The following is a 20,618-nucleotide window of genomic DNA, read 5'->3' on the forward strand; positions in this document are numbered from 1 at the left end:
AATTGAAATGTTCACACGGGCAAATCAACTAGAGTCATGCCCGGCAAACCAAAGAACAGGGACTCCGATTTCATGAAGCACATGCTTGCCGTGGCCGCCTGCGCCGCCTTGCTGAGCGCCTGCAGCGTGACCAAGCCACCCACCGAGGTGGCGGTTGACCTGGCCAGCACCTGGTACGCGCCGCCCCTGGCCCACCAGGGCAACACACAGGAGCTCACCCGCTGGTGGGAGCGTTTCGACGATCCGGTGCTCACCGACTGGATCGCCCGCGCGCAGGCACGGAGCCCGACGATCGCCACCGCCCGTGCGCAGGTGTTTGCCGCCCGTGCGGCGAGGTTCGGCGTGGAGGCGCAGAACGGGCCGCAGGTGAACGCGGTGGCCAATGCCACCCGTGGCATCACCGACCCGACCCTTCCCCTGGGCACCACGCTGAGCGCCGGCCTGCAGGCCTCGTGGGCCATGGGCCTGTGGGGCGAGAGCCAGGCCCGCCTGGGCAGCGCCCAGGCACAGCAGGATGCGGCCGGGGCGGGTTGGCACGAGGCCCGCGTGCTGGTGGCCTCCGAGCTGGCGCAACTCTATTTTTCTCAGCGCCTGTGCCGCGAACAGCTCGCGGTGACCTTGCGAGACCGCGATTCGCGTGCGGTCACCTCGCAGAACAACACCACGTCGGAGCGCGCAGGCCTCACCGCGCCGGCGGTGGCCGCGCTGGCCCGCGCCAGCGCGGCGGAAAGCGCGGCGCGTTACCGGCAGCAGAACGAGACCTGCGAGCGTCAGGTGAAGTCGCTCACGGCGCTCACCGGCGTGCCCGAGCCCGAAGTGCGCCAGCGGCTGGCCAGTGCGCCGGCCTTGCTGTCATCAGAGCGCCTGGACAACATGTTGTCGGTGCATGCCGTGCCCGCCGAGGTGATCCGCCAGCGGCCCGACGTGTACCGCGCGCAGCGCGAACTGGTGGCCGCCAGCGAAGACGTGGGCGTGGCGAAGGCGGCGCTGCTGCCGGGCCTCTCGCTCTCCGGCAGCCTGCTGCGCAACCGTTTCTCGGGCGGCGGCACCGAGGGCACGTTCAACACCTGGGCCATCGGCCCGCTCAGCCTGAGCCTGCCACTGCTGGGGCGCGACAGCCTGCGCGCCAGCACCGACAGCGCGCAAGCCCGCTACGAAGCCGCCGCCGTGGCTTATGCCAGCACCCTGCGCCAGGCTGTGGCCGAGGTGGAGCAGGCGCTGGTGACGCTCTCCAGCCTGCGCGAGCGCGAGGCGTCCACCGAGACCGCGGTGGCGGGCTACGAGCAGTCGCTCAAGGGCACCGAGGCGCGGTACCGCGTGGGCCTGGCCAACCTCAACGAGCTGGAGGAGGCCCGCCGCCTCAAGCTCAACGCCGACAGCAGCGCAGTGGCGCTGCAGCAAGAGCGCATCAACGCCTGGATCCAGCTCTACGTCGCCCTGGGCGGTGGCTTCGATCCCGTGAACAACCCCAACGCACTCAAAGACCCCGCATGAACGCCACCCCTTCGCAATCGCGCAAACGCTGGCTCTGGCTGGCCATCGCACTGGCCCTGGTGCTGGTGGTGGTCTTCTGGATGTTCATCAAGAAGCCAACGGCACCCGCAGCCGAAGCAGCGGCCGCCGACGCCGGGCCCAAACCTTCACTCACCGTGACGGTAGCCCAGCCCGAACGCAGCAGCCTGCCGATCCGCCTGCAGGCCAACGGCAACATCACCGCCTGGCAAGAGGCCAGCGTGGGCGCCGAGCTCAACGGCCTGCGGCTGGCGTCGGTGAACGTGAACGTGGGCGATGTGGTGCGCAAGGGCCAGGTGCTGGCCGAGTTCGCGCGTGAAACCACGCAGGCCGACAGCCTGCAGAGCCGGGCCAGCCTGATGCAGGCCGAGGCCAGCTTCGAGAACGCCAAGGCCGACGCCGACCGCGCGCGCTCCATTCAGGACAGCGGGGCGCTGTCGGCATCGCAGGTGGCGCAGTACCTCACGCAGGAGAAGGTGGCGCGCGCGCAGCTGGAAGCGGCCAAGGCGGTGTTGAGTGCGACCGAGGTGCGCCTGGGCAACACCAAGGTGCTCGCGCCCGACGACGGCGTGATCTCCGCGCGCGGCGCCACCGTGGGCGCGGTGGTGAGCGCGGGGCAGGAGCTGTTCCGCCTGGTGCGCCAGAGCCGCATGGAGTGGCGCGGCGAGGTCACGCCCAGCGAGGTGGGCCGCATCCGCGTCGGTCAGAAGGTGCAGGTCACCGCGGCCAGTGGGTTGGAGATCAGCGGTCAGGTGCGCGCGATTGCACCCAGTGCCGACCCGCAGACGCGCAACATCCTGGTGTTCGTGGACCTGCCCCGCCATGCCGAACTGAAGGCAGGCACCTTTGCCAAAGGCTTCTTCGAGCTGGGGCAGAGCGAAGCACTCACGGTGCCGAGCGAGTCCATCGTGGTGCGCGACGGCAGCAACCACGTCTTCGTGATCGACCCGCAAAACAAGGCGGACCAGCGCAAGGTGCAGACCGGCCGGCGCGTGGGCGAAAGGGTCGAGGTGCTGGAAGGCTTGAAGGCCGACGAACTGGTGGCCGTGCAGGGGGCGGGCTTCCTCAACGAAGCCGACCTCGTCAAGGTCGTGAAGTGAGGACCGGGTCATGAACGTCTCAGCCTGGTCGATCCGCAATCCGATACCCGCGGCGATGCTGTTCGTCATGCTCACGCTGGCGGGCCTGTTCTCCTTCAAGCAGATGAAGGTGCAGAACTTCCCCGACCTGGACGTGCCCAACATCACGGTGAGCGCCAGCCTGCCGGGTGCCGCGCCCAACCAGCTCGAAAACGACGTGGCGCGCGTCATCGAGAACAGCCTGGCCTCGCTGCAAGGCATCAAGCACATCACCACCAAGGTGCAGGACGGCTCGGTTACCATCACCACCGAGTTCCGCATCGAGAAGAACACCCAGGAGGCGCTGGACGATGTGCGCTCGGCCGTGGCCAAGGTGCGTGGCGATCTGCCGGCCGACCTGCGCGAGCCCATCATCAACAAGATCGAGCTTGCCGGTGGTGCGGTGTTGGCCTACACCGTGTCGTCCGACAAGATGGACGCGGAAGCCATCTCCTGGTTCGTCGAGAACGACATTGCCAAACTGCTGCTCTCGGTGCGTGGCGTGGGGGCGATCAACCGCGTGGGCGGCGTGGACCGCGAGGTGCAGGTGCTGCTGGATCCGCTGAAGCTGCAGGCCCTGGGCGCGAGCGCGGCCGACGTGTCGCGCCAGCTGGCCAAGGTGCAGATCGAAAGCGCCGGGGGCCGGGTGGACCTCGGTGGCAGCCAGCAGCCGCTGCGCACGCTGTCGTCGCTGCAGTCGGCCGAGGCCATCTCCCGTCTCGAACTGTCCCTGAGCGACGGTCGGCGCATCCGGCTGGACCAGATCGCGGAGATCAAGGACACCGTGGCCGAACCGACCGCTGCGGCCTTCCTCGATGGCAAGCCGGTGGTGGGTTTCGAGGTGGCGCGCAGCCGCGGCGCGAGCGAGATCGAGGTGGGTGATGGCGTGCGCGCCAAGCTCAAGGAACTGCAGGCCGCGCGGCCCGATCTGCGCATCACCGAGTCGTTCGATTTCGTCACGCCGGTCAAGGAAGAGTTCGACGGCTCCATGGCGCTGCTCTATGAAGGCGCCATCCTGGCGGTGCTGGTGGTGTGGCTCTTCTTGCGCGACTTCCGGGCCACGGTGGTCTCGGCTGTGGCGCTGCCGCTGTCGGCCATCCCGGCTTTCATCGGCATGCATTACATGGGCTTCACCATCAACGTGGTCACGCTGCTGGCCATGTCGCTGGTGATCGGCATTCTCGTGGACGACGCCATCGTGGAGGTGGAGAACATCGTGCGCCACATGCGCATGGGCAAGACGCCGTACCAGGCGTCCATGGAAGCCGCCGACGAGATCGGGCTGGCGGTGATCGCGACCACCTTCGCGTTGATCGCGGTGTTCCTGCCGACCGCGTTCATGTCGGGCATTCCGGGCAAGTTCTTCAAGCAGTTCGGCTGGACGGCCTCGTTCGCGGTGTTCGCCTCGCTGGTGGTGGCGCGCGCGCTCACGCCCATGATGGCGGCCTACCTGCTCAAGCCGGTGGTGATGGCCAAGGACATGCCGCGCTGGGCACGCAGCAACCGTGTGACGGGTGCGATCTGGCGTTGGATGACCAACCAGGACGAGCCCGCCTGGCTCGACACCTACCGGGGCTGGGCCGCGTGGTGCATCCGCCACCGCTGGATCACCATGATCGGCGCCGGCGTGTTCTTCTTCGCCTCGCTGGCGCTGATCCCGCTGTTGCCCCAGGGCTTCATCCCGGCCGACGACAACTCGCAGACACAGGTCTACATCGAACTGCCGCCGGGCGCCACGCTGCAGCAGACCATCGCCAGCGCTGAACAGGCACGCCTGCTGGTGACGGCAGTACCGCACGTGAAGTCGGTCTACACCACCATCGGCTCGGGCTCGGCCGGCAGCGATCCGTTCGCGCCGCAGGGCACGGCCGAGTCGCGCAAGGCCGCGCTCACCATCCAGCTCGACGCGCGCGGCACGCGGCCGCGCAAGCAGGTGATCGAAAACCAGATACGTTCGGCCATGTCCAACCTGCCGGGCGTGCGCAGCAAGGTGGGCCTGGGCGGTTCGGGTGAAAAGTACATCCTGACCTTGACCGGCAACGACGCCGCCGCGTTGACGACGGCCGCCACCGCGATCGAGCGCGACCTGCGCACCATCAGTGGCGTGGGCAGCATCCAGTCGACCGCGTCGCTGGTGCGCACCGAGATCAGCGTCACGCCCGACCTCGCGCGCGCCGCCGAGATGGGCGTGACCAGCAGCGCCATCGCCGAGACCCTGCGCATCGCCACCGTGGGCGACTACGACACCGCCTTGCCCAAGATGAACCTGTCGCAGCGGCAGATTCCCATCGTGGTCAAGCTGGATGCCGCGGCGCGCAACGACCTGGACCTGCTCGGGCGCCTGTCGGTGCCGGGCAGCAAGGGCCCGGTGATGCTGGGACAGGTGGCCACGCTGAGCTTTGGCGGCGGCCCGGCCGTGATCGACCGCTACGACCGCTCGCGCAACATCAACTTCGAGGTGGAGCTGGCCGGCATCGCGCTGGGCGACATGAAGACCGCGGTGGAGAAGCTGCCCAGCATTCGCAACCTGCCACCGGGCGTGTCGGTGCTGGAGATCGGCGACGCCGAGGTGCAGGGCGAGCTGTTCGCCAGCTTTGGTCTGGCCATGCTGACCGGCGTGTTGTGCATCTACATCGTGCTGGTGCTGCTGTTCAAGGCCTTCCTGCACCCGGTCACCATCCTGGCGGCGCTGCCGCTGTCGCTGGGGGGAGCCTTCGTGGCGCTGCTGCTGGCGGACAAGAGTTTCTCGATGCCGTCGCTGATCGGACTGATCATGCTGATGGGCGTGGCGACCAAGAACTCCATCCTGTTGGTGGAGTACGCCATCGAGGCGCGGCGCGAGCACGGCATGAACCGGCTGGATGCCATCCTGGACGCCTGCCACAAGCGCGCCCGCCCGATCGTGATGACCACCATCGCCATGGGCGCGGGCATGCTGCCGATCGCCATCGGCTGGGGCGAGGCCGACAGCAGTTTCCGGTCACCCATGGCGGTGGCCGTGATCGGCGGCTTGATCACCTCCACCTTCCTGAGCCTGCTGGTGATCCCGGCGGTGTTCACGCTGGTGGACGATGTGTCGATCTGGTTCGGGAAACTGTTTGGCCGCAAGCCCGAGTATTCAAGTACCGTGGAAGCCGTTCACGCTCAGGGGTAGGCGGGCTCGTGAGCGCATGGCGCTCACGAGCCTGAAGAGATGCCGGCGCGCCCACGGACCGAGTGCCAACGAGGTCATCGGCGGCCATGGGGCACGGCGCAGCGAAATAAAGGAGGAGGGGCCAAAGGCCCCGGGGGACATTCGCGGAGCCGTGCCCCGTGGCCGCCGATGACCGGACCAGCCGAAGCGACACCGAAGCGAAACCGAAGCGAAACCGGAAAAAAGCCTCAGCCCTCCAAAGTCTCCAGCAGTTCCGTCTCGATCTCGATCTGCCGCTTGTTCATCTGCAACTGCGCGCCGCTGATGAGGAAGGTGTCTTCCACCCGCTCGCCCAGCGTGGTGATCTTGGCCAGTTGCACGTTGATGTCGTAGCGCGCCAGCACGCGCGAGATGCCGTAGAGCAGACCGGCGCGATCGCTGGCTGATACCGACAGCAACCAGCGCTGGGCCTTCTCGTCGGGCCGCAGGTCCACCCGAGGCGTGACGGGGAAACTCTTGACCCGGCGCGACAGCCGGCCCTTCATGGGCGCGGGCAATGGCCCGCACTCGTCGATGGTTTGCGCCAGGTTGTTCTCGACCATGGCAATCAGCTCCCGGTAGTGCTCTGACAGCGTGGGTGCCACCACCTGGAAGGTGTCGAGCGCATGGCCGGTGAGCGTGGTGTGCACACGCGCGTCGAGGATGCTGAAGTTGGAGCTGTCGAAGTAGCCGCAGATGCGGGCAAACAGGTCGTGCTGGTCGGGTGCGTAGACGAGCACTTGCAGGCCTTCGCCTTCGGGCGACAGGCGAGCGCGGACGATGGCACGGTCTGCGGTTTCACCTTCGGGCACCGGTTTGCCGGCCGCCTTGGTGGCGGTGTGCGCGATCTGCCGGGTCAGCACGCGCGTGTGCCAGGCGATCTCGTCGGCCTGGTGGCGCATGAAGTAGCTCACGTCCAGCGTGTCCCACAGCGCCTTGTGCGCCATGTGGGGCAGGGCGTGCAGCGCCAGCATGGACAGCGCCTCACGCTTGCGGGCTTCGATCACGGCGCCCGGGTCGGGTGCGCGGCCGCCCAGCGCACGCAACGTGTAGCGGTACAGGTCTTCCAGCAGCTTGCCCTTCCAGGCGTTCCAGACCTTCGGGCTGGTGCCGCGGATGTCGGCCACGGTGAGCAGATAGAGGGCCGTGAGGTAACGCTCGTTGCCCACGCGTTGGGCAAACGCGGCGATCACGTCCGGGTCGCTCAGGTCTTCCTTCTGCGCCATGCGGCTCATGGTGAGGTGCTCGGCGACGAGGAACTGGATCAGCTTCATGTCATCGCGGTCGATGCCGTGCTGGTGGCAGAAGGTGCGCACGTCGCGCGCGCCCAGGTCCGAATGGTCACCCCCGCGGCCCTTGGCGATGTCGTGGAACAGCGCCGCGATGTAGAGGATCCAGGGCTTGTCCCAGCCAGCGGCCAGCTGCGAGCAGAACGGGTATTCGTGCGAATGTTCGGCAATGAAGAAGCGGCGCATGTTGCGCAACACCATCAGGATGTGCTGGTCCACGGTGTAGACGTGGAACAGGTCGTGCTGCATCTGCCCCACGATGTGGCGGAACACCCAGAGGTAGCGTCCGAGCACCGAGGTCTCGTTCATCATGCGCAGCGCATGGGTGATGCCTTCGGGCTCTTTCAGGATCTGCAGGAACTGTTCACGGTTGACCGGGTCGGCACGAAAGCGCGCGTTCATGACCGGCCGGGCGTTGTAGAGCGCGCGCAGCGTGCGCGCCGAAAAACCCTTGATGCCCACCGTGGTCTGGTAGATGTGAAAGGTTTCCAGGATCGCGTGCGGCTGCTGCACGTACAGGTCGTCGCTGGCCACTTCCAGCATGCCGCCCTTGTCGAAGAAGCGCGCATTCAGCGGACGCAAGCGGTCCACGCCAGCCATGTCGTCCTGCAGACGTTCCTGGATGTTGAGCAACAGGATCTGGTTGAGCTGGGTCACGGCCTTGGCCGCCCAGTAGTAGCGCTTCATGAGCGCCTCGCTGGCGCGGCGCGTGCCTTTGGCCGTGGGAGCCGTGTGGGGCTGCCCGGCGGGGCCGGCGGTGATGACGGCGGGCACCTGCGCCTTGAAGCCGAACGACTCGGCCACGGCGGTCTGCAGGTCGAACACCAGGCGGTCTTCGCGCCGGTTGGCCAGCAGGTGCAGGCGGGCACGGATCAGGCTGAGCAAGGCCTCGTTGGCCTTGATCTGGCGCGCCTCCAGCGGCGTGGCCAGGCCTTTGCGCGCCAGCTCGTCCCAACTGCGGCCCAGGCCAGCGGCCTTGGACACCCACAGGATGATCTGCAGGTCGCGCAGACCGCCGGGCGACTCCTTGCAGTTGGGCTCCAGCGAGTAAGGGGTGTTTTCGTACTTGGTGTGGCGCTGGCGCATCTCCAGCGTCTTGGCCACGTAGAACGCCTTGGGATCCATCGCCTCGTCGAGCAGGGTCACCAGCCGGTTGAAGGCGCTCTTGCTGCCGCAGATCAGGCGGCTCTCCAGCATGGAAGTCTGCACCGTCACGTCCTTGGCAGACTCATCCACGCAGTCGGTCACCGAGCGCACGCTGGAGCCGATCTCCAGGCCCAGGTCCCAGCAGGCGCCGATGAAAGCTTCAAGCTGTTTTTTCAGTTCGGCGTCTTCGTCGGGCTGCGCGCCATCAGGCAGCAACACCAGCACGTCCACGTCGGAATAGGGAAACAGCTCGCCGCGGCCGTATCCACCCACCGCAATCAAGGAGAAGCCGGTGCCGAAGCCCGCCCGGCCCCAGAGTTCGCGCAGGGTCTGGTCGGTCAGCCGCGAGAGCTGCTGCAGGGCCCGGCGCACGCCACGGGTGGAGGCACCCTGATCGCGCAACAGCGCAAACAGGGCGGTCTTGTCGCCGCGGTAACGCTGGCGCAGCGCGCCGATGTCGCCCGCCGGCGCCAGGGGGGCGTCCATGGCCTCAGACGGCCACGGCGGCCGCTGGCTTCACGAAAGCGGGCGGCGCCAGGCTGCCGGCCGACAGGGTGAGCACCTCGTAGCCGGTCTCGGTGACCAGCACGGTGTGTTCCCACTGGGCCGAGAGCGAACGGTCGCGCGTGACGATGGTCCAGCCGTCGCCGGCTTCCTTGATGTCGCGCTTGCCGGCATTGATCATGGGCTCGATGGTGAAGGTCATGCCGGGCTTGAGCTCTTCGAGCGTGCCCGGGCGGCCGTAGTGCAGCACCTGTGGGTCTTCGTGAAACTTCTGGCCGATGCCGTGTCCGCAGAACTCGCGCACCACCGAGAAGCCATTGCCTTCGGCAAAGGTTTGAATGGCATGGCCGATGTCGCCCAGGCGGATGCCCGGCTTGACCATCACGATGCCTTTCCACATGGCTTCATAAGTCACCTGGGTCAGCCGGCGTGCCTGCACCGAACAGGCGGCTTCGCCACCGATCATGTACATGCGGCTGTTGTCGCCGAACCAGCCGTCCTTGATGACCGTCACGTCCACGTTGAGGATGTCGCCCTTCTTGAGTGCCTTCTCGTTCGGAATGCCGTGGCACACCACGTGGTTGATGGAGGTGCACAGGTGGCCGGGGTAGGGCGGGTAACCGCTGGGCTGGTAACCGATGGTGGCCGAGACCGTGCCCTGCTGCTTCATGAACTCGGCCGCGAGGCGGTCGATCTCCAGCGTGGTCACGCCCGGCTGGATCAGCGGCGTGAGGTAGTCCAGCACTTCGGAGGCCAGGCGGCAAGCCACCCGCATGCCTTCGATGCCCGCTTCGTCTTTGTAGGTGATGCTCATGGGCGCCGATTATCCCACCGGGCCATGCGGCGCAGGGTATCGGCTGCGATGACTGGGCGGGCCACGCGGGTAAAATCGGCGCTCCGCCCACCCCCCGGGTCTACGCACCTCAGGCTCCCAACGTGTCCCTGCACCTGCGCACTTTTGATGGCGGCAATGCCATCAGCGACTTCAAAGTCCTGCAACTCCTGCCCCGACTGGCAGCCCTCTCCGACAAGATCACCGGCCTCTCGGCCCGCTTCGTGCACCTGGCCGCCTTCGACGGCGAGCCCGATGCGGCCCTGGTGGCACGCGTGGGTGAACTTCTGACCTACGGCGAACCCGCCACCGAGGCGCACGGCAAGCTTGAAGCCGCCGGCGCGCCGGCGCTGCTGGTGATGCCGCGCCTGGGCACGGTGTCGCCCTGGGCCTCCAAGGCCACCGACATCGCGCACAACTGCGGCCTCGCCCTGCACCGGGTGGAGCGGCTGGTCGAATTCCGCCTGCAGCTCAAAAGCGGCCTGCTGGGCAAGGCCAGCCTGTCGACCGAACAACTGCGAGCCGTGGCCGACCTGCTGCACGACCGCATGACCGAAAACGTCTCGCTCGACCGCTCGCAGGCCCAGGCCCTCTTCACCGAGCTGCACGCCGCTCCCATGGAGCAGGTCGATGTGCTGGGTGGTGGACGTTCGGCCCTGGAGCGCGCCAACACCGACTGGGGACTGGCCCTGGCCATTGATGAGATCGACTACCTGGTGACCGCCTTCACCGGCCTCCAGCGCAACCCGACCGACGTCGAGCTGATGATGTTCGCGCAGGCCAACAGCGAGCACTGCCGCCACAAGATCTTCAACGCGCAGTTCACCATCGACGGCGTGGCGCAGGACAAGAGCCTGTTCGGCATGATCCGCCACACCCACCAGCTCGCGCCGCAGCACACCGTGGTGGCCTACTCGGACAACGCTTCCATCATGGAAGGCAGTGTGGTCGAGCGCTTTGTGGCACGCGCGGATGTGGGCACGTCCCCGGCCTATGCGGCCGAGACCGCCACCCACCACGTGTTGATGAAGGTGGAAACCCACAACCACCCGACCGCCATTTCCCCGTTCCCCGGTGCCTCCACCGGCGCGGGCGGCGAGATCCGCGACGAGGGCGCAACCGGCCGTGGCTCCAAGCCCAAGGCGGGCCTGACCGGCTTCACCGTCGGCAAGCTCTGGGGTGGCCTCTCCGACCAGCCCGGCGGCAAGCCCGAGCACATCGCCAGCCCGCTGCAGATCATGACCGAGGGCCCGCTCGGTGGCGCGGCCTTCAACAACGAATTCGGCCGGCCCAACCTGCTGGGCTATTTCCGCGAGTACGAGCTGTCGGTGGACGGCGTGCAGCGCGGGTACCACAAGCCCATCATGATCGCCGGCGGCGTCGGCGTGATCGACGCCACCCAGACGCAGAAGATCGAGTTCCCCGCCGGCTCGCTGCTGATCCAGCTCGGTGGCCCGGGCATGAAGATCGGCATGGGCGGCAGCGCGGCCAGTTCCATGGCCAGCGGCACCAACGCCGCCTCGCTCGATTTCGATTCCGTGCAGCGCGGCAACCCCGAGATCGAACGCCGTGCGCAGGAGGTCATCAACCACTGCTGGCAGCAGGGCGCGAACAACCCCATCCTGGCGATCCACGATGTGGGCGCGGGTGGCCTTTCGAATGCCTTCCCCGAACTGACCAACGACGCGGGACGCGGCGCGCGCTTCGACTTGCGCGCCGTGCCGCTGGAAGAGAGCGGCCTGGCGCCCAAGGAAATCTGGTGCAACGAAAGCCAGGAGCGTTATGTGCTGGCGATCGCACCCGAATCGCTGGCCACCTTCAAGGCCTTCTGCGAGCGCGAGCGTTGCCCGTTCGCCGTGATCGGCGTGGCCACCGAGGAGCGCCAACTGGTGCTCGGCGAAGTGGACTTGCCCCCATCCCAACCCTCCCCCAGCGGGGAAGGGAGTCAAGACGCCGTCAACATGCCCATGAACGTGCTGCTGGGCAAGCCGCCCAAGATGCACCGCGACGTGAAGACCGTGGTGCGCGCGCCCGCGCCACTGGACCTCACCGGCGTGGACCTGCGGAAAGCCGTGATCGACGTGCTCAGCCACCCGACGGTGGCCTCCAAACGCTTCCTGATCACCATCGGCGACCGCACCGTGGGCGGCCTGTCGCACCGCGATCAGATGGTTGGCCCCTGGCAGGTGCCGGTGGCCGACTGCGCCGTCACGCTGGCCGACTACAAAGGTTTCGCGGGCGAGGCCATGAGCATGGGCGAGCGCACGCCGCTGGCCGCGCTCGACGCCGCCGCCTCGGGTCGCATGGCGGTGGCCGAGGCCATCACCAACCTGCTGGCCGCGCCCATCGAGCTGCCGCGCGTGAAGCTCTCCGCCAACTGGATGGCCGCCTGCGGCGAACCGGGCGAAGACGCGGCGCTGTACGAGACCGTGAAAGCGGTCGGCATGGAACTCTGCCCCGCGCTGGGCATTTCGATTCCCGTCGGCAAGGACAGCCTGTCCATGCGCACGCAGTGGAAAGAGGGCGCTGACACGAAGAAGGTGACATCGCCGGTGAGCCTGATCGTGAGCGCCTTCGCCACGCTGGCCGACGTGCGTGGCACGCTCACGCCGCAGCTGAACAACACCCTGGAAGACACCACGCTGGTGCTGATCGACCTGGGCAAGGGTCGTCACCGCATGGGCGGCAGCGTGCTGGCCCAGGTGCTGGGGCAGGGCGGTGGCGAAGCGCCCGACCTCGACGCGGCGCAAGACCTCATCAACCTGGTGAACGCGGTGAACGCATTGCGCGCGCAAGGCCAGATCCTCGCCTACCACGACCGCAGCGACGGTGGCCTGCTGGCCGCCGCGGCCGAGATGGCCTTTGCCGGCCATGTGGGTGTGGCGCTCAACGTGGACCTGCTGGTCACCGAAGGCGATGGCATCAGCGACAGCCGCGCCGAGATGGGTGACGCCAAGAACTGGGCCGGCCAGGTCAGCGCGCGGCGCGAAGAGCTCACGCTCAAGGCGCTGTTCAGCGAAGAGCTGGGCGTGCTGCTGCAGGTGAAGACGGAAGACCGCAACGCCGTGATGCAGACCCTGCGCGAACATGGGCTGAGCAAACACAGCCACTTCATCGGCAAGACCCGCCCGGCCAGCTCGGCCATGGACGCGGGCAAGGGCCAGTTGCAGGTCTGGCGCGACACCAAGGCCGTGTTCGCGGCCAGCCTGTTCGACCTGCACCAGGTCTGGGACAGCGTGAGCTGGAAGATCAACCAGCAGCGCGACAACCCGGCCTGCGCCGACGCCGAACACGCGGCGGCCGGCCGACCCGAAGACCCGGGCCTGCACACCCGGCTGAGCTTCGACGCCACCGACAATGTGGCCGCGCCGTTCCTCAACTTCGCGCGGCCGCGGGTTGCGATCCTGCGCGAGCAGGGCGTGAACTCGCACGTGGAGATGGCCTATGCCTTCACCCAGGCCGGCTTCGAAGCCTTTGATGTGCACATGACCGATCTGCAGACCGGCCGCGCGAAGCTCGCCGACTTCAAGGGCGTGGTTGCCTGCGGCGGCTTCAGCTACGGCGACACGCTGGGCGCGGGCATCGGCTGGGCGCGCAGCATCACCTTCAACCCCGCGCTGTCGGCGCAGTTCCAGAGCTTCTTCGCGCGCACCGACACGTTTGGTCTGGGCGTGTGCAACGGCTGCCAGATGTTTGCCGAGCTGGCCGACATCATCCCCGGCGCCGAGGCCTGGCCGCGCTTCACCACCAACCAGAGCGAGCGCTTCGAGGCGCGCCTGTCGATGGTGGAAGTGCTCGAATCGCCCAGCCTGTTCCTGGCCGGCATGGCCGGCAGCCGCCTGCCGATCGCCGTCGCTCACGGCGAGGGCTATGCCAACTTCCATCACCGTGGCGACGCGTCGAAGGCGATTGCCGCGATGCGCTTCACCGACAACACCGGCGCCGCCACCGAGGCCTATCCGTTCAACCCCAATGGCAGCCCGGGCGGTCTCACGGCCGTGACCACGGCCGACGGCCGATTCACAGCCATGATGCCGCACCCCGAGCGCGTGTTCCGCCACATCCAGATGAGCTGGACCGACCAGGACCCGGCGGCCCACAGCGCCTGGATGCAGCTGTGGCGCAACGCGCGCCGCTGGGTCGGTTGAATCACATCTTCAGGGGACCCGCCGCATGACCATCGAAATTCCGAAGGACGCGCGGGCCGAGGCGATCGCCTCGATCCAGCGCTACTTTGAAGCCCACATGGACGAGCGCATCGGCAACATCGCCGCCGGTGGCCTGCTGGGCTTCTTCCTCGAGGAGATCGGCCCCGTGATATACAACCAGGCCGTCGCAGAAGTGCAGGAGCGCCTGCAGATGCGCGTCTCGGAACTCGACATCGAGATTCACGAAGAAGCCTTCACCTACTGGCGCAAGCGCGAGAAGGCCGGCAAGAGCGGCAAGGGCGCCTGAAGCATGGGACGCGAATTCGTCCTGCCCGAGCACACCGCCGCGGACTACGCGGCCGACGGCGCCGTGGTGCTGCGCGGCGTCTTCAACGCCGGTGAGCTGGCCCTGCTCGAGCGCGGCATCGAACACAACCTGACCCACCTGAGCCCGCTCGCCCTGGTGGCCAGCGAGGCCGACGACCCGGGCCGTTTCGTCGAGGACTTCTGCACCTGGCAGAACAACCCGGACTACGAAGCGATCCTGCGCCACTCGGCGCTCCCGCACATCGCCGTGCAGCTCATGCAGAGCCGCAGCGCGCGGCTGTACCACGACCACCTGCTGGTGAAGGAGCCGGGCACGCGCCAGCCCACGCCCTGGCACCAGGACCAGCCGTACTACAACGTGAGCGGTCGCCAGAACGTGAGCTTCTGGATCCCCGTGGACCCCGTGCCGCTGGCCAGCACGCTGCGTTTCGTGGCCGGTTCGCACGCCGGCACCTGGTACATGCCGCGCACCTTCCGCGACCAGCAGGCCCGGTGGTTTCCCGAGGGCACGCTGGCCGAGCTGCCCGCGATCGACGCCGAACCCGAGCGCTTCCGCCAACTGGCCTGGGCGCTGGAGCCCGGCGACTGCGTGGCTTTCCACATGCTCAGCCTGCACGCCTCCAGCGGCGTCGGCCCGGGGCAGCGGCGGCGTGTGTTCTCTGCCCGCTACCTGGGTGACGACGCGCGCCACGCGCCTCGACCCTGGCGCACCTCACCCCCGTTTCCCGGTCTGGCCGAGCGCATGGCCGATGGCGCCTTTCTTGACGATCCGCTTTTCCCACCCGTCTGGCCTGTGCCCTGACACCACCCCTTCCCGAGGAAACGACCCATGGCCGGAAGCAGCTTGCTTTTGTTGATCGACGACATCGCCACCATCCTCGACGATGTGGCGGTGATGACCAAGGTCGCGGCCCGCCAGGGCATGGCGGCGGCCGATGACGTGGCGGTGATGACCAAGCTGGCCGCCAAGAAGACGGCGGGCGTGCTCGGCGACGACCTCGCGCTCAACGCGCAGCAGGTCACCGGCGTGAAGGCCGATCGCGAACTGCCGGTGGTCTGGGCGGTGGCCAGGGGTTCGCTGATCAACAAGGCCATCCTGGTGCCGGCGGCACTGCTCATCAGCGTGGTGGCGCCCTGGGCCATCACGCCGCTGCTCATGCTCGGTGGTTTGTTCCTGTGCTACGAGGGTGTGGAGAAGCTTGTGCATGCGTTCGGCGCCCACAAGGCCGAAGACGAAGCCGAGCACGCCAGGCTGCTGGAGGCCGTGGCCGACAAAAACGTGGATCTGGTGGCCTTCGAGAAGGAGAAGATCAAGGGCGCGGTGCGCACCGATTTCATCCTCTCGGCGGAGATCATCGTGATCAGCCTGGGCACGGTGGCAGCGGCCAGCATGGGCCAGCGCGTGGCCGTGCTGGTGGGCATCTCGCTGCTCATGACCGTGGGCGTGTACGGTCTGGTGGCCGGCATCGTCAAGCTCGACGACCTGGGTCTGTACCTGAACCAGCAGATCCAGGGCTGGAAGCAGGCGATCGGGCGCGGCATCCTGGCCGCAGCGCCCTGGCTCATGAAGACGCTGTCGGTGGTGGGCACTGCCGCGATGTTTCTGGTGGGCGGCGGCATCCTGGTGCACGGCGTGCCTGCGGTGGGTCACGGCATCGAGGACTTCGCCGCGGGCCTGGGCTGGCTCGCGCCCGTGGTGACCAGCCTGGCCGGCGCACTGGTCGGCATGGTGGCCGGCGCGGTGGTGCTGCTCGTGGTGGGACTCATCGGCCGTTTGCGCGGCGGCAAGCCCAAGGCGGCCTGAGCCGGATGTCCCCCCCGGCTGGGGATGGCACGCGCCGGGGTAGCGTCCTAGAATGATCCGGTCGGTCCGGGCGCCTTGGCGCTTGCCGGACCAGACGCCGGACACCGCACCGCCTTGCGGTGACACCTGGGGTCTTCGCCACATGGACGGGATCTTCATCAGCTACCGCAGGGACGATTCGGCTGGCTACGCCGGGCGCCTGTACGACCGGTTGTCCGCCCACCTGGGAGCCGAGCGGGTGTTCATGGACGTCGAGGGCATCGAACTCGGCACCGACTTCGTCACCGCGATCGAGCAGGCGGTGGGTTCCTGCAAGGTCCTGATCGTCGTCATTGGTGACGAATGGCTGAGCACCACCGACGCTGCCGGGCGCCGCAGACTCGACGACCCCCACGATTTCGTGCGCCTGGAAACCCGCGTGGCGCTGGAGCGCGAGATCCGCGTGGTGCCGGTGCTGGTGGGCGGCGCACTCATGCCGCGCGCGGACGAGCTGCCCGAAGAGCTCAAACCGCTGGCGCGACGGCAAGCCATCGAGATCAGCCACAAGCAGTGGGAGGCGTCCACGCGCGAATTGATTCGGGCACTCGACACCATGCTCGGGCAGCGCGCGGACACCGGGATCACCGTGCCGGGCGAGGTGCCCGATGCGCGGCGTGAACCCCTGGTGGTTGCCAACATGCCCCAACCGGCTTCGTCCGCGCCTGCGTCAGCCAGGCGCGGTGGGTGGATGCCGTGGGCCGGTCTGGGCGCCGGCGTGCTGGTGGCGGCCGTCTGGGTGGGACTGCGGGGCGAGGACGAGCCTGCGCCCACCGTGTCCTCCACAACCATGCTCACCGCGGCGACCACGCCTCCGCCGGAAACCCCGGCGGTGGTCATCGCCGCGACGACCACGCCAGTTCCGGCTGCCGCGGCACCGCTTCCCGTGACCGCGACCCCTGTTGCACCAGCTCGGGCTCCGGCTCCGGTGGTCGTGGCGGCGGCGCCAGTGAGATCGCCTGCGCCGGCAGCATCCCGACCCACAGCGCCGGTGGCCACCACGCGACCGCGGCCCGCAGAGCCGGCACCAGCCGCGGTGGCCGCTGCACCCGCGCGTACCCCGGACGTCGCGAGCCCGGTCAACGCCGCGTTGCCGCGGCCGGGCGAAAGCTGGACCTACCGCACCAGCGGCAAATGGCCCACCAGCCCCCGCCGCGACATCGTGATCTCGGTGCAATCGGTGCGTGATGGCCTCGTGACGGACGCGCTGCGTGCCGATGCCGAATCGCGCATCGTGGGCGACTCCCGCCGCGCTGTGGGCAGCCGCCCGGGATTTCTCAAGTGGGAACAGCTCGGCCTTGAATACAGCCCCTATCTGGGTGCCTTCCGCGACCTGAGCACCCTGGGCTCCCTGAGTGATTTCGCCACCCCGGACGTGGACACCTGGGGCCAGTGGTACTCGCAGGCCAAGGTGTTGGGGCGGGAGACGGTGAACGTGCCGGGTGGCAGCTTCGACGCCTTCAAGGTCGAGGTGTGGAGCAGCCGCAGCGCCACCGGTGGCCCCACCCAGGCGGCGATCGAACCGGTGCGCATCCACTACCTCGTCTGGTACGCGCCGCAGGTCAAGCGCTACGTGAAGATGCAGCGGCGTGTGATCAGCGCGGCCAACCGTGAAATGGAGAAAGATCTGTTCGAACTGGTGGCCCACCGCTGAACGGGCAGCGCTTGACCTGCATCAAGGCGCCGGGCGGTGGTCTGCCTAGACTGGCCGCATACGCCGGGGTTTCGCCCGGCGCGCCGCCAGGAGACACCATGGCCACCCCAGCCCAGCCCACGCATGGCGAGCACGCGCCACTGACCACCTTCACCGACTGCCATGTCGGGATTCTCAAACGCCTCAAGGCGCTCGACGGTCTGCCGGCCCTGCTGGAGCCCGCCGCCCAGGCCCGCCAGATCGCCGCGGACTCGCTGGCATTCTTTCGCGAGGCCATCTTCGAGCACCACCTCGACGAGGAACGCGACCTGTTTCCGGCCGTGCTCGCCAGTGCCCAGGCGGGCGCCGAGCGCGACCGCGTGCAGGCCATGACAGAACGCCTCACGTGTGAGCATCGCGCGATCGAATCGCTCTGGAAGCGTCTGGAGAAGGCCCTCAAGCGCGTCGGCAAGGGCCAGGATGCCGACCTGGATGTGGACGAGTTGCACCAGCTCGTGGCCGCCTATGCCGCCCACGCAAGCTACGAGGAAACAGAGTTCCTGCCACTGTCGCAGACCATCCTGGGACGCAACAGCAACCACATGGCCGCGCTCGGCCTCTCGCTGCACATGAGGCACGTACCGCAGCCGATCGCCTACATCTGACGCGCCGGCGCGCGCAGGGCAGAATCCGGTGGAATTCCCCCACCACTGGAGATTGCCCTTGACCGCAGCCACCGACCCCGCGACAACCTCCATCGTGCTCGTGCACGGCGCCTGGCATGGCGCCTGGTGCTGGAGCCGGGTGCTGCCGCTGCTGCGCAGTGCGGGTGTGGACAGCCACGCCGTCACGCTCACCGGCGTGGGTGAACGTGCCCACCTGATGTCGCCCGGCATCGATCTGCACACCCACATTCAGGACGTGATCGGATTGATCAAGGCCGAAGAACTGCGGCGCGTGGTGCTGGTGGGGCACAGCTACGCGGGCATGGTGATCACCGGCGTGGCCGACCGGCTGCAGCGCGAGCGCGGCGGCCTGCTGGCGCACCTGGTGTACCTCGATGCCGCGCTGCCGTACCCCGGCGACAGCTGGAGCAGCCACCATTCAGCCGAGACCAGGCAGGCGCGCACCGACGCGTCGATGCCCAGCGGCGGTCTGAGTTTTCCGCCGCCCGATGCCGCCTTGTTCGGCCTGAGCGGCGCCGACCGCGACTGGGTCAACCGGCGGCAGACCCCGCAGCCCTTCAGGCTGTACCAGCAACCACTGGACTTCGACGCCGACCGGGTTGCAGCGCTGCCGCGCACCTTCATCGACTGCATCCAGCCAGCGCTGGCCACCATCGCGCCATCGCGCGCAAGGGTGCGCAGCGAGCCGGGCTGGAACGTGGTGGAGATGGCCACCGGCCACGATCCCATGGTCAGCGAGCCCGTGGCGCTCAGCCAGATCCTGCGGAACATCCACGCCAGCGCCTGAGATCGCCATGGCGCAACCGATGCCGCAGCGCCTGGACCGCATCGACCTGCTGCGCGCCAGCGCCATGCTGTGGATGACGGCCTACCACGTCTGTTTCGACCTGAACTTCTTTCGCCTGATCCGCGAGGATTTCTACCGCGACCCGTTCTGGACCTGGCAGCGCACCGCCATCGTGAGCCTCTTTCTGTTCACGGCGGGCCTGTCTCAGGCCGTGGCGGTGCACCAGGGGCAGACCTGGGCGCGCTTCTGGCGCCGCTGGCTGCAGGTGGCGGGTGCCGCCTTGCTGGTCACTGCCGGCTCGCTGTTGGTGTTTCCCGGCAGCTTCATTTACTTCGGCGTGCTGCACGGCATCGCGGTCATGCTCATCGTCGTTCGCCTGACGGCCGGGTGGGGTGCCTGGTTGTGGCTGCTCGGGGCGCTGGCCATCGGTCTGAAGTGGGCCGCCCCATCGATCATCGTGGCCTGGCCCGCGCTGGAGGTGTTCAACACGCCCTGGCTGAACTGGCTGGGCGTCATCAGCCGCAAGCCCGTGACCGAAGACTACGTGCCGCTGTTGCCGTGGCTGGGGGTGATGTGGTGGGGTGTGGCGGCGGGACACTGGGTGCTGCGCAACCGCTTGCAGTGGCTGGGAACCGATGCACCGGCCCGGGGTGCCAGCCAGGCGCTGGTGCTCATGGGGCGCTGGAGCCTGAGCTACTACCTGCTGCACCAGCCGGTGCTCATGGGCCTGATCTGGCTGGGTATGCAACTCACATGAAACAAGAAAAGCGCGGAAGACCGCGCTTTTCTTGATGGCCGAAGGCCGCCGCGTTGGGGGCTTGTGTTATTCGATCTTTGCCTTCTCGCGCAAGGATTTCTGGAACTCGGTGAGTTTTTGCTGCTGCATCTGCTGGGCGATCTGCGGCTTGATGTCTTCCATCTTGGGCAGTTCGGCCTGGCGGATGTCGTCCACGCGGATGATGTGCCAGCCGAACTGGGTCTTCACCGGCGCCTGGGTGGTCTGGCCTTTTTCAAGCTTGACCATGGCTTCGGAGAATTCGGGCACGTAGCTGGCCGCGGCGGCCCAGTCGAGATCGCCCCCGTTGGCGCCGGAGCCTGGGTCCTTGGACTGCTTCTTGGCGATGTCCTCGAACTTGCCCTTGCCCTTGAGCGACGCGATGATGGCCTTGGCTTCGTCTTCCTTCTCCACCAGGATGTGGCGGGCGCGGTATTCCTTGCCGCCGTTGGCTGCGACGAATTTGTCGTACTCGGCTTTGATGTCGGCGTCCGTCACCGGGTTCTTGGCCTGGAAGTCGGCGAACAGCGAGCGGATCATGATGGTCTGGCGGGCGAGTTCGAGCTGGTTCTTGAACTCGTCCGTGGCACCGATGCCGCGCTTCTGGGCTTCCTGCATGAAGATCTCGCGCAGGACCACTTCTTCCTTGAGTTGGGCACGCACGGTGTCGTCCACCGGACGGCCTGTGGCCGCGATCTGCTTGGCCAGCACCTCCAGGCGCTCGGTCGGCACGGCCTTGCCGTTGACGATGGCGATGTTCTGGGCAGATGCGCTGAAGGCAGCGGCAACAAGCACGGCCACGGTCAGGGCTGAGCGGGAAAATTTCATGGTGTTCCTCGGGGTGTAAAA

14 protein-coding genes are annotated in these 20,618 nt (G+C 67.6%); 11 read left to right on the forward strand and 3 right to left on the reverse strand.

What is annotated here, in order from left to right; genetic code table 11:
- Window positions 1-72: 72 nt before the first annotated feature.
- Genes V6M63_RS02110 through V6M63_RS02120 form a run of 3 tightly spaced genes read left to right on the forward strand, consistent with a single transcriptional unit; the run spans window position 73 to window position 5,784 of the window.
- Window positions 73-1,494 (forward strand): efflux transporter outer membrane subunit, encoded by a 1,422-nt coding sequence (locus V6M63_RS02110; RefSeq protein ID WP_332738965.1) that lies wholly within the window; start codon window positions 73-75, stop codon window positions 1,492-1,494.
- The gene (locus V6M63_RS02115) at window positions 1,491-2,612 is read left to right on the forward strand and encodes an efflux RND transporter periplasmic adaptor subunit (RefSeq protein WP_332738966.1); all 1,122 of its coding nucleotides are present in this window, start codon (window positions 1,491-1,493) and stop codon (window positions 2,610-2,612) included. The genes V6M63_RS02110 and V6M63_RS02115 overlap by 4 nt, the downstream gene beginning before the upstream one ends.
- 10 nt (window positions 2,613-2,622) lie before the next feature.
- The gene (locus V6M63_RS02120; RefSeq protein ID WP_332738967.1) at window positions 2,623-5,784 is read left to right on the forward strand and encodes an efflux RND transporter permease subunit; all 3,162 of its coding nucleotides are present in this window, start codon (window positions 2,623-2,625) and stop codon (window positions 5,782-5,784) included.
- Between the two features lie 227 nt (window positions 5,785-6,011).
- On the opposite strand, the gene V6M63_RS02125 is transcribed toward V6M63_RS02120, so the two are convergent.
- Both V6M63_RS02125 and map read right to left on the reverse strand, forming a co-directional pair.
- A complete protein-coding gene (locus tag V6M63_RS02125; protein WP_332738968.1) occupies window positions 6,012-8,723 on the reverse strand; it encodes a [protein-PII] uridylyltransferase in 2,712 nt (903 codons plus the stop codon).
- A gap of 4 nt (window positions 8,724-8,727) precedes the next feature.
- A complete protein-coding gene (map, locus tag V6M63_RS02130) occupies window positions 8,728-9,555 on the reverse strand; it encodes a type I methionyl aminopeptidase (RefSeq protein WP_332738969.1) in 828 nt (275 codons plus the stop codon).
- Between the two features lie 122 nt (window positions 9,556-9,677).
- On the opposite strand from map, the gene purL reads away from it, so the two are divergent.
- The 8 genes from purL (at window position 9,678) to V6M63_RS02170 (ending at window position 19,751) form a co-directional block, all read left to right on the forward strand.
- Window positions 9,678-13,721: a phosphoribosylformylglycinamidine synthase gene (purL, locus tag V6M63_RS02135; protein WP_332738970.1), complete on the forward strand. Its 4,044-nt coding sequence runs from the start codon at window positions 9,678-9,680 to the stop codon at window positions 13,719-13,721.
- Between the two features lie 25 nt (window positions 13,722-13,746).
- Window positions 13,747-14,028: a DUF2164 domain-containing protein gene (locus V6M63_RS02140; protein WP_332738971.1), complete on the forward strand. Its 282-nt coding sequence runs from the start codon at window positions 13,747-13,749 to the stop codon at window positions 14,026-14,028.
- Window positions 14,029-14,031: 3 nt separating this feature from the next.
- On the forward strand, window positions 14,032-14,850 hold the full coding sequence (locus V6M63_RS02145; RefSeq protein ID WP_332738972.1) for a phytanoyl-CoA dioxygenase family protein: 819 nt from the start codon (window positions 14,032-14,034) through the stop codon (window positions 14,848-14,850).
- Window positions 14,851-14,877: 27 nt separating this feature from the next.
- Window positions 14,878-15,852 carry a DUF808 domain-containing protein gene (locus V6M63_RS02150; RefSeq protein WP_332738973.1) on the forward strand — a complete coding sequence of 325 codons (975 nt, stop codon included), beginning with the start codon at window positions 14,878-14,880 and terminating at the stop codon, window positions 15,850-15,852.
- Window positions 15,853-15,994: 142 nt separating this feature from the next.
- Entirely contained in the window at window positions 15,995-17,542 is a 1,548-nt protein-coding gene (locus V6M63_RS02155) for a toll/interleukin-1 receptor domain-containing protein (RefSeq protein ID WP_332738974.1), read from the forward strand.
- A gap of 98 nt (window positions 17,543-17,640) precedes the next feature.
- On the forward strand, window positions 17,641-18,186 hold the full coding sequence (locus V6M63_RS02160; protein ID WP_332738975.1) for a hemerythrin domain-containing protein: 546 nt from the start codon (window positions 17,641-17,643) through the stop codon (window positions 18,184-18,186).
- 58 nt (window positions 18,187-18,244) lie between these two features.
- A complete protein-coding gene (locus V6M63_RS02165) occupies window positions 18,245-18,994 on the forward strand; it encodes an alpha/beta hydrolase (protein WP_332738977.1) in 750 nt (249 codons plus the stop codon).
- Window positions 18,995-19,001: 7 nt separating this feature from the next.
- A complete protein-coding gene (locus tag V6M63_RS02170; protein WP_332738979.1) occupies window positions 19,002-19,751 on the forward strand; it encodes a DUF1624 domain-containing protein in 750 nt (249 codons plus the stop codon).
- 66 nt (window positions 19,752-19,817) lie between these two features.
- On the opposite strand, the gene V6M63_RS02175 is transcribed toward V6M63_RS02170, so the two are convergent.
- Complete coding sequence (locus V6M63_RS02175) at window positions 19,818-20,597, reverse strand: foldase protein PrsA (protein WP_332738981.1); 780 nt, start codon at window positions 20,595-20,597, stop codon at window positions 19,818-19,820.
- Window positions 20,598-20,618: the final 21 nt, after the last annotated feature.

It is taken from the genome of Hydrogenophaga sp. (assembly GCF_036675665.1).
Lineage (GTDB): Bacteria > Pseudomonadota > Gammaproteobacteria > Burkholderiales > Burkholderiaceae_C > Hydrogenophaga.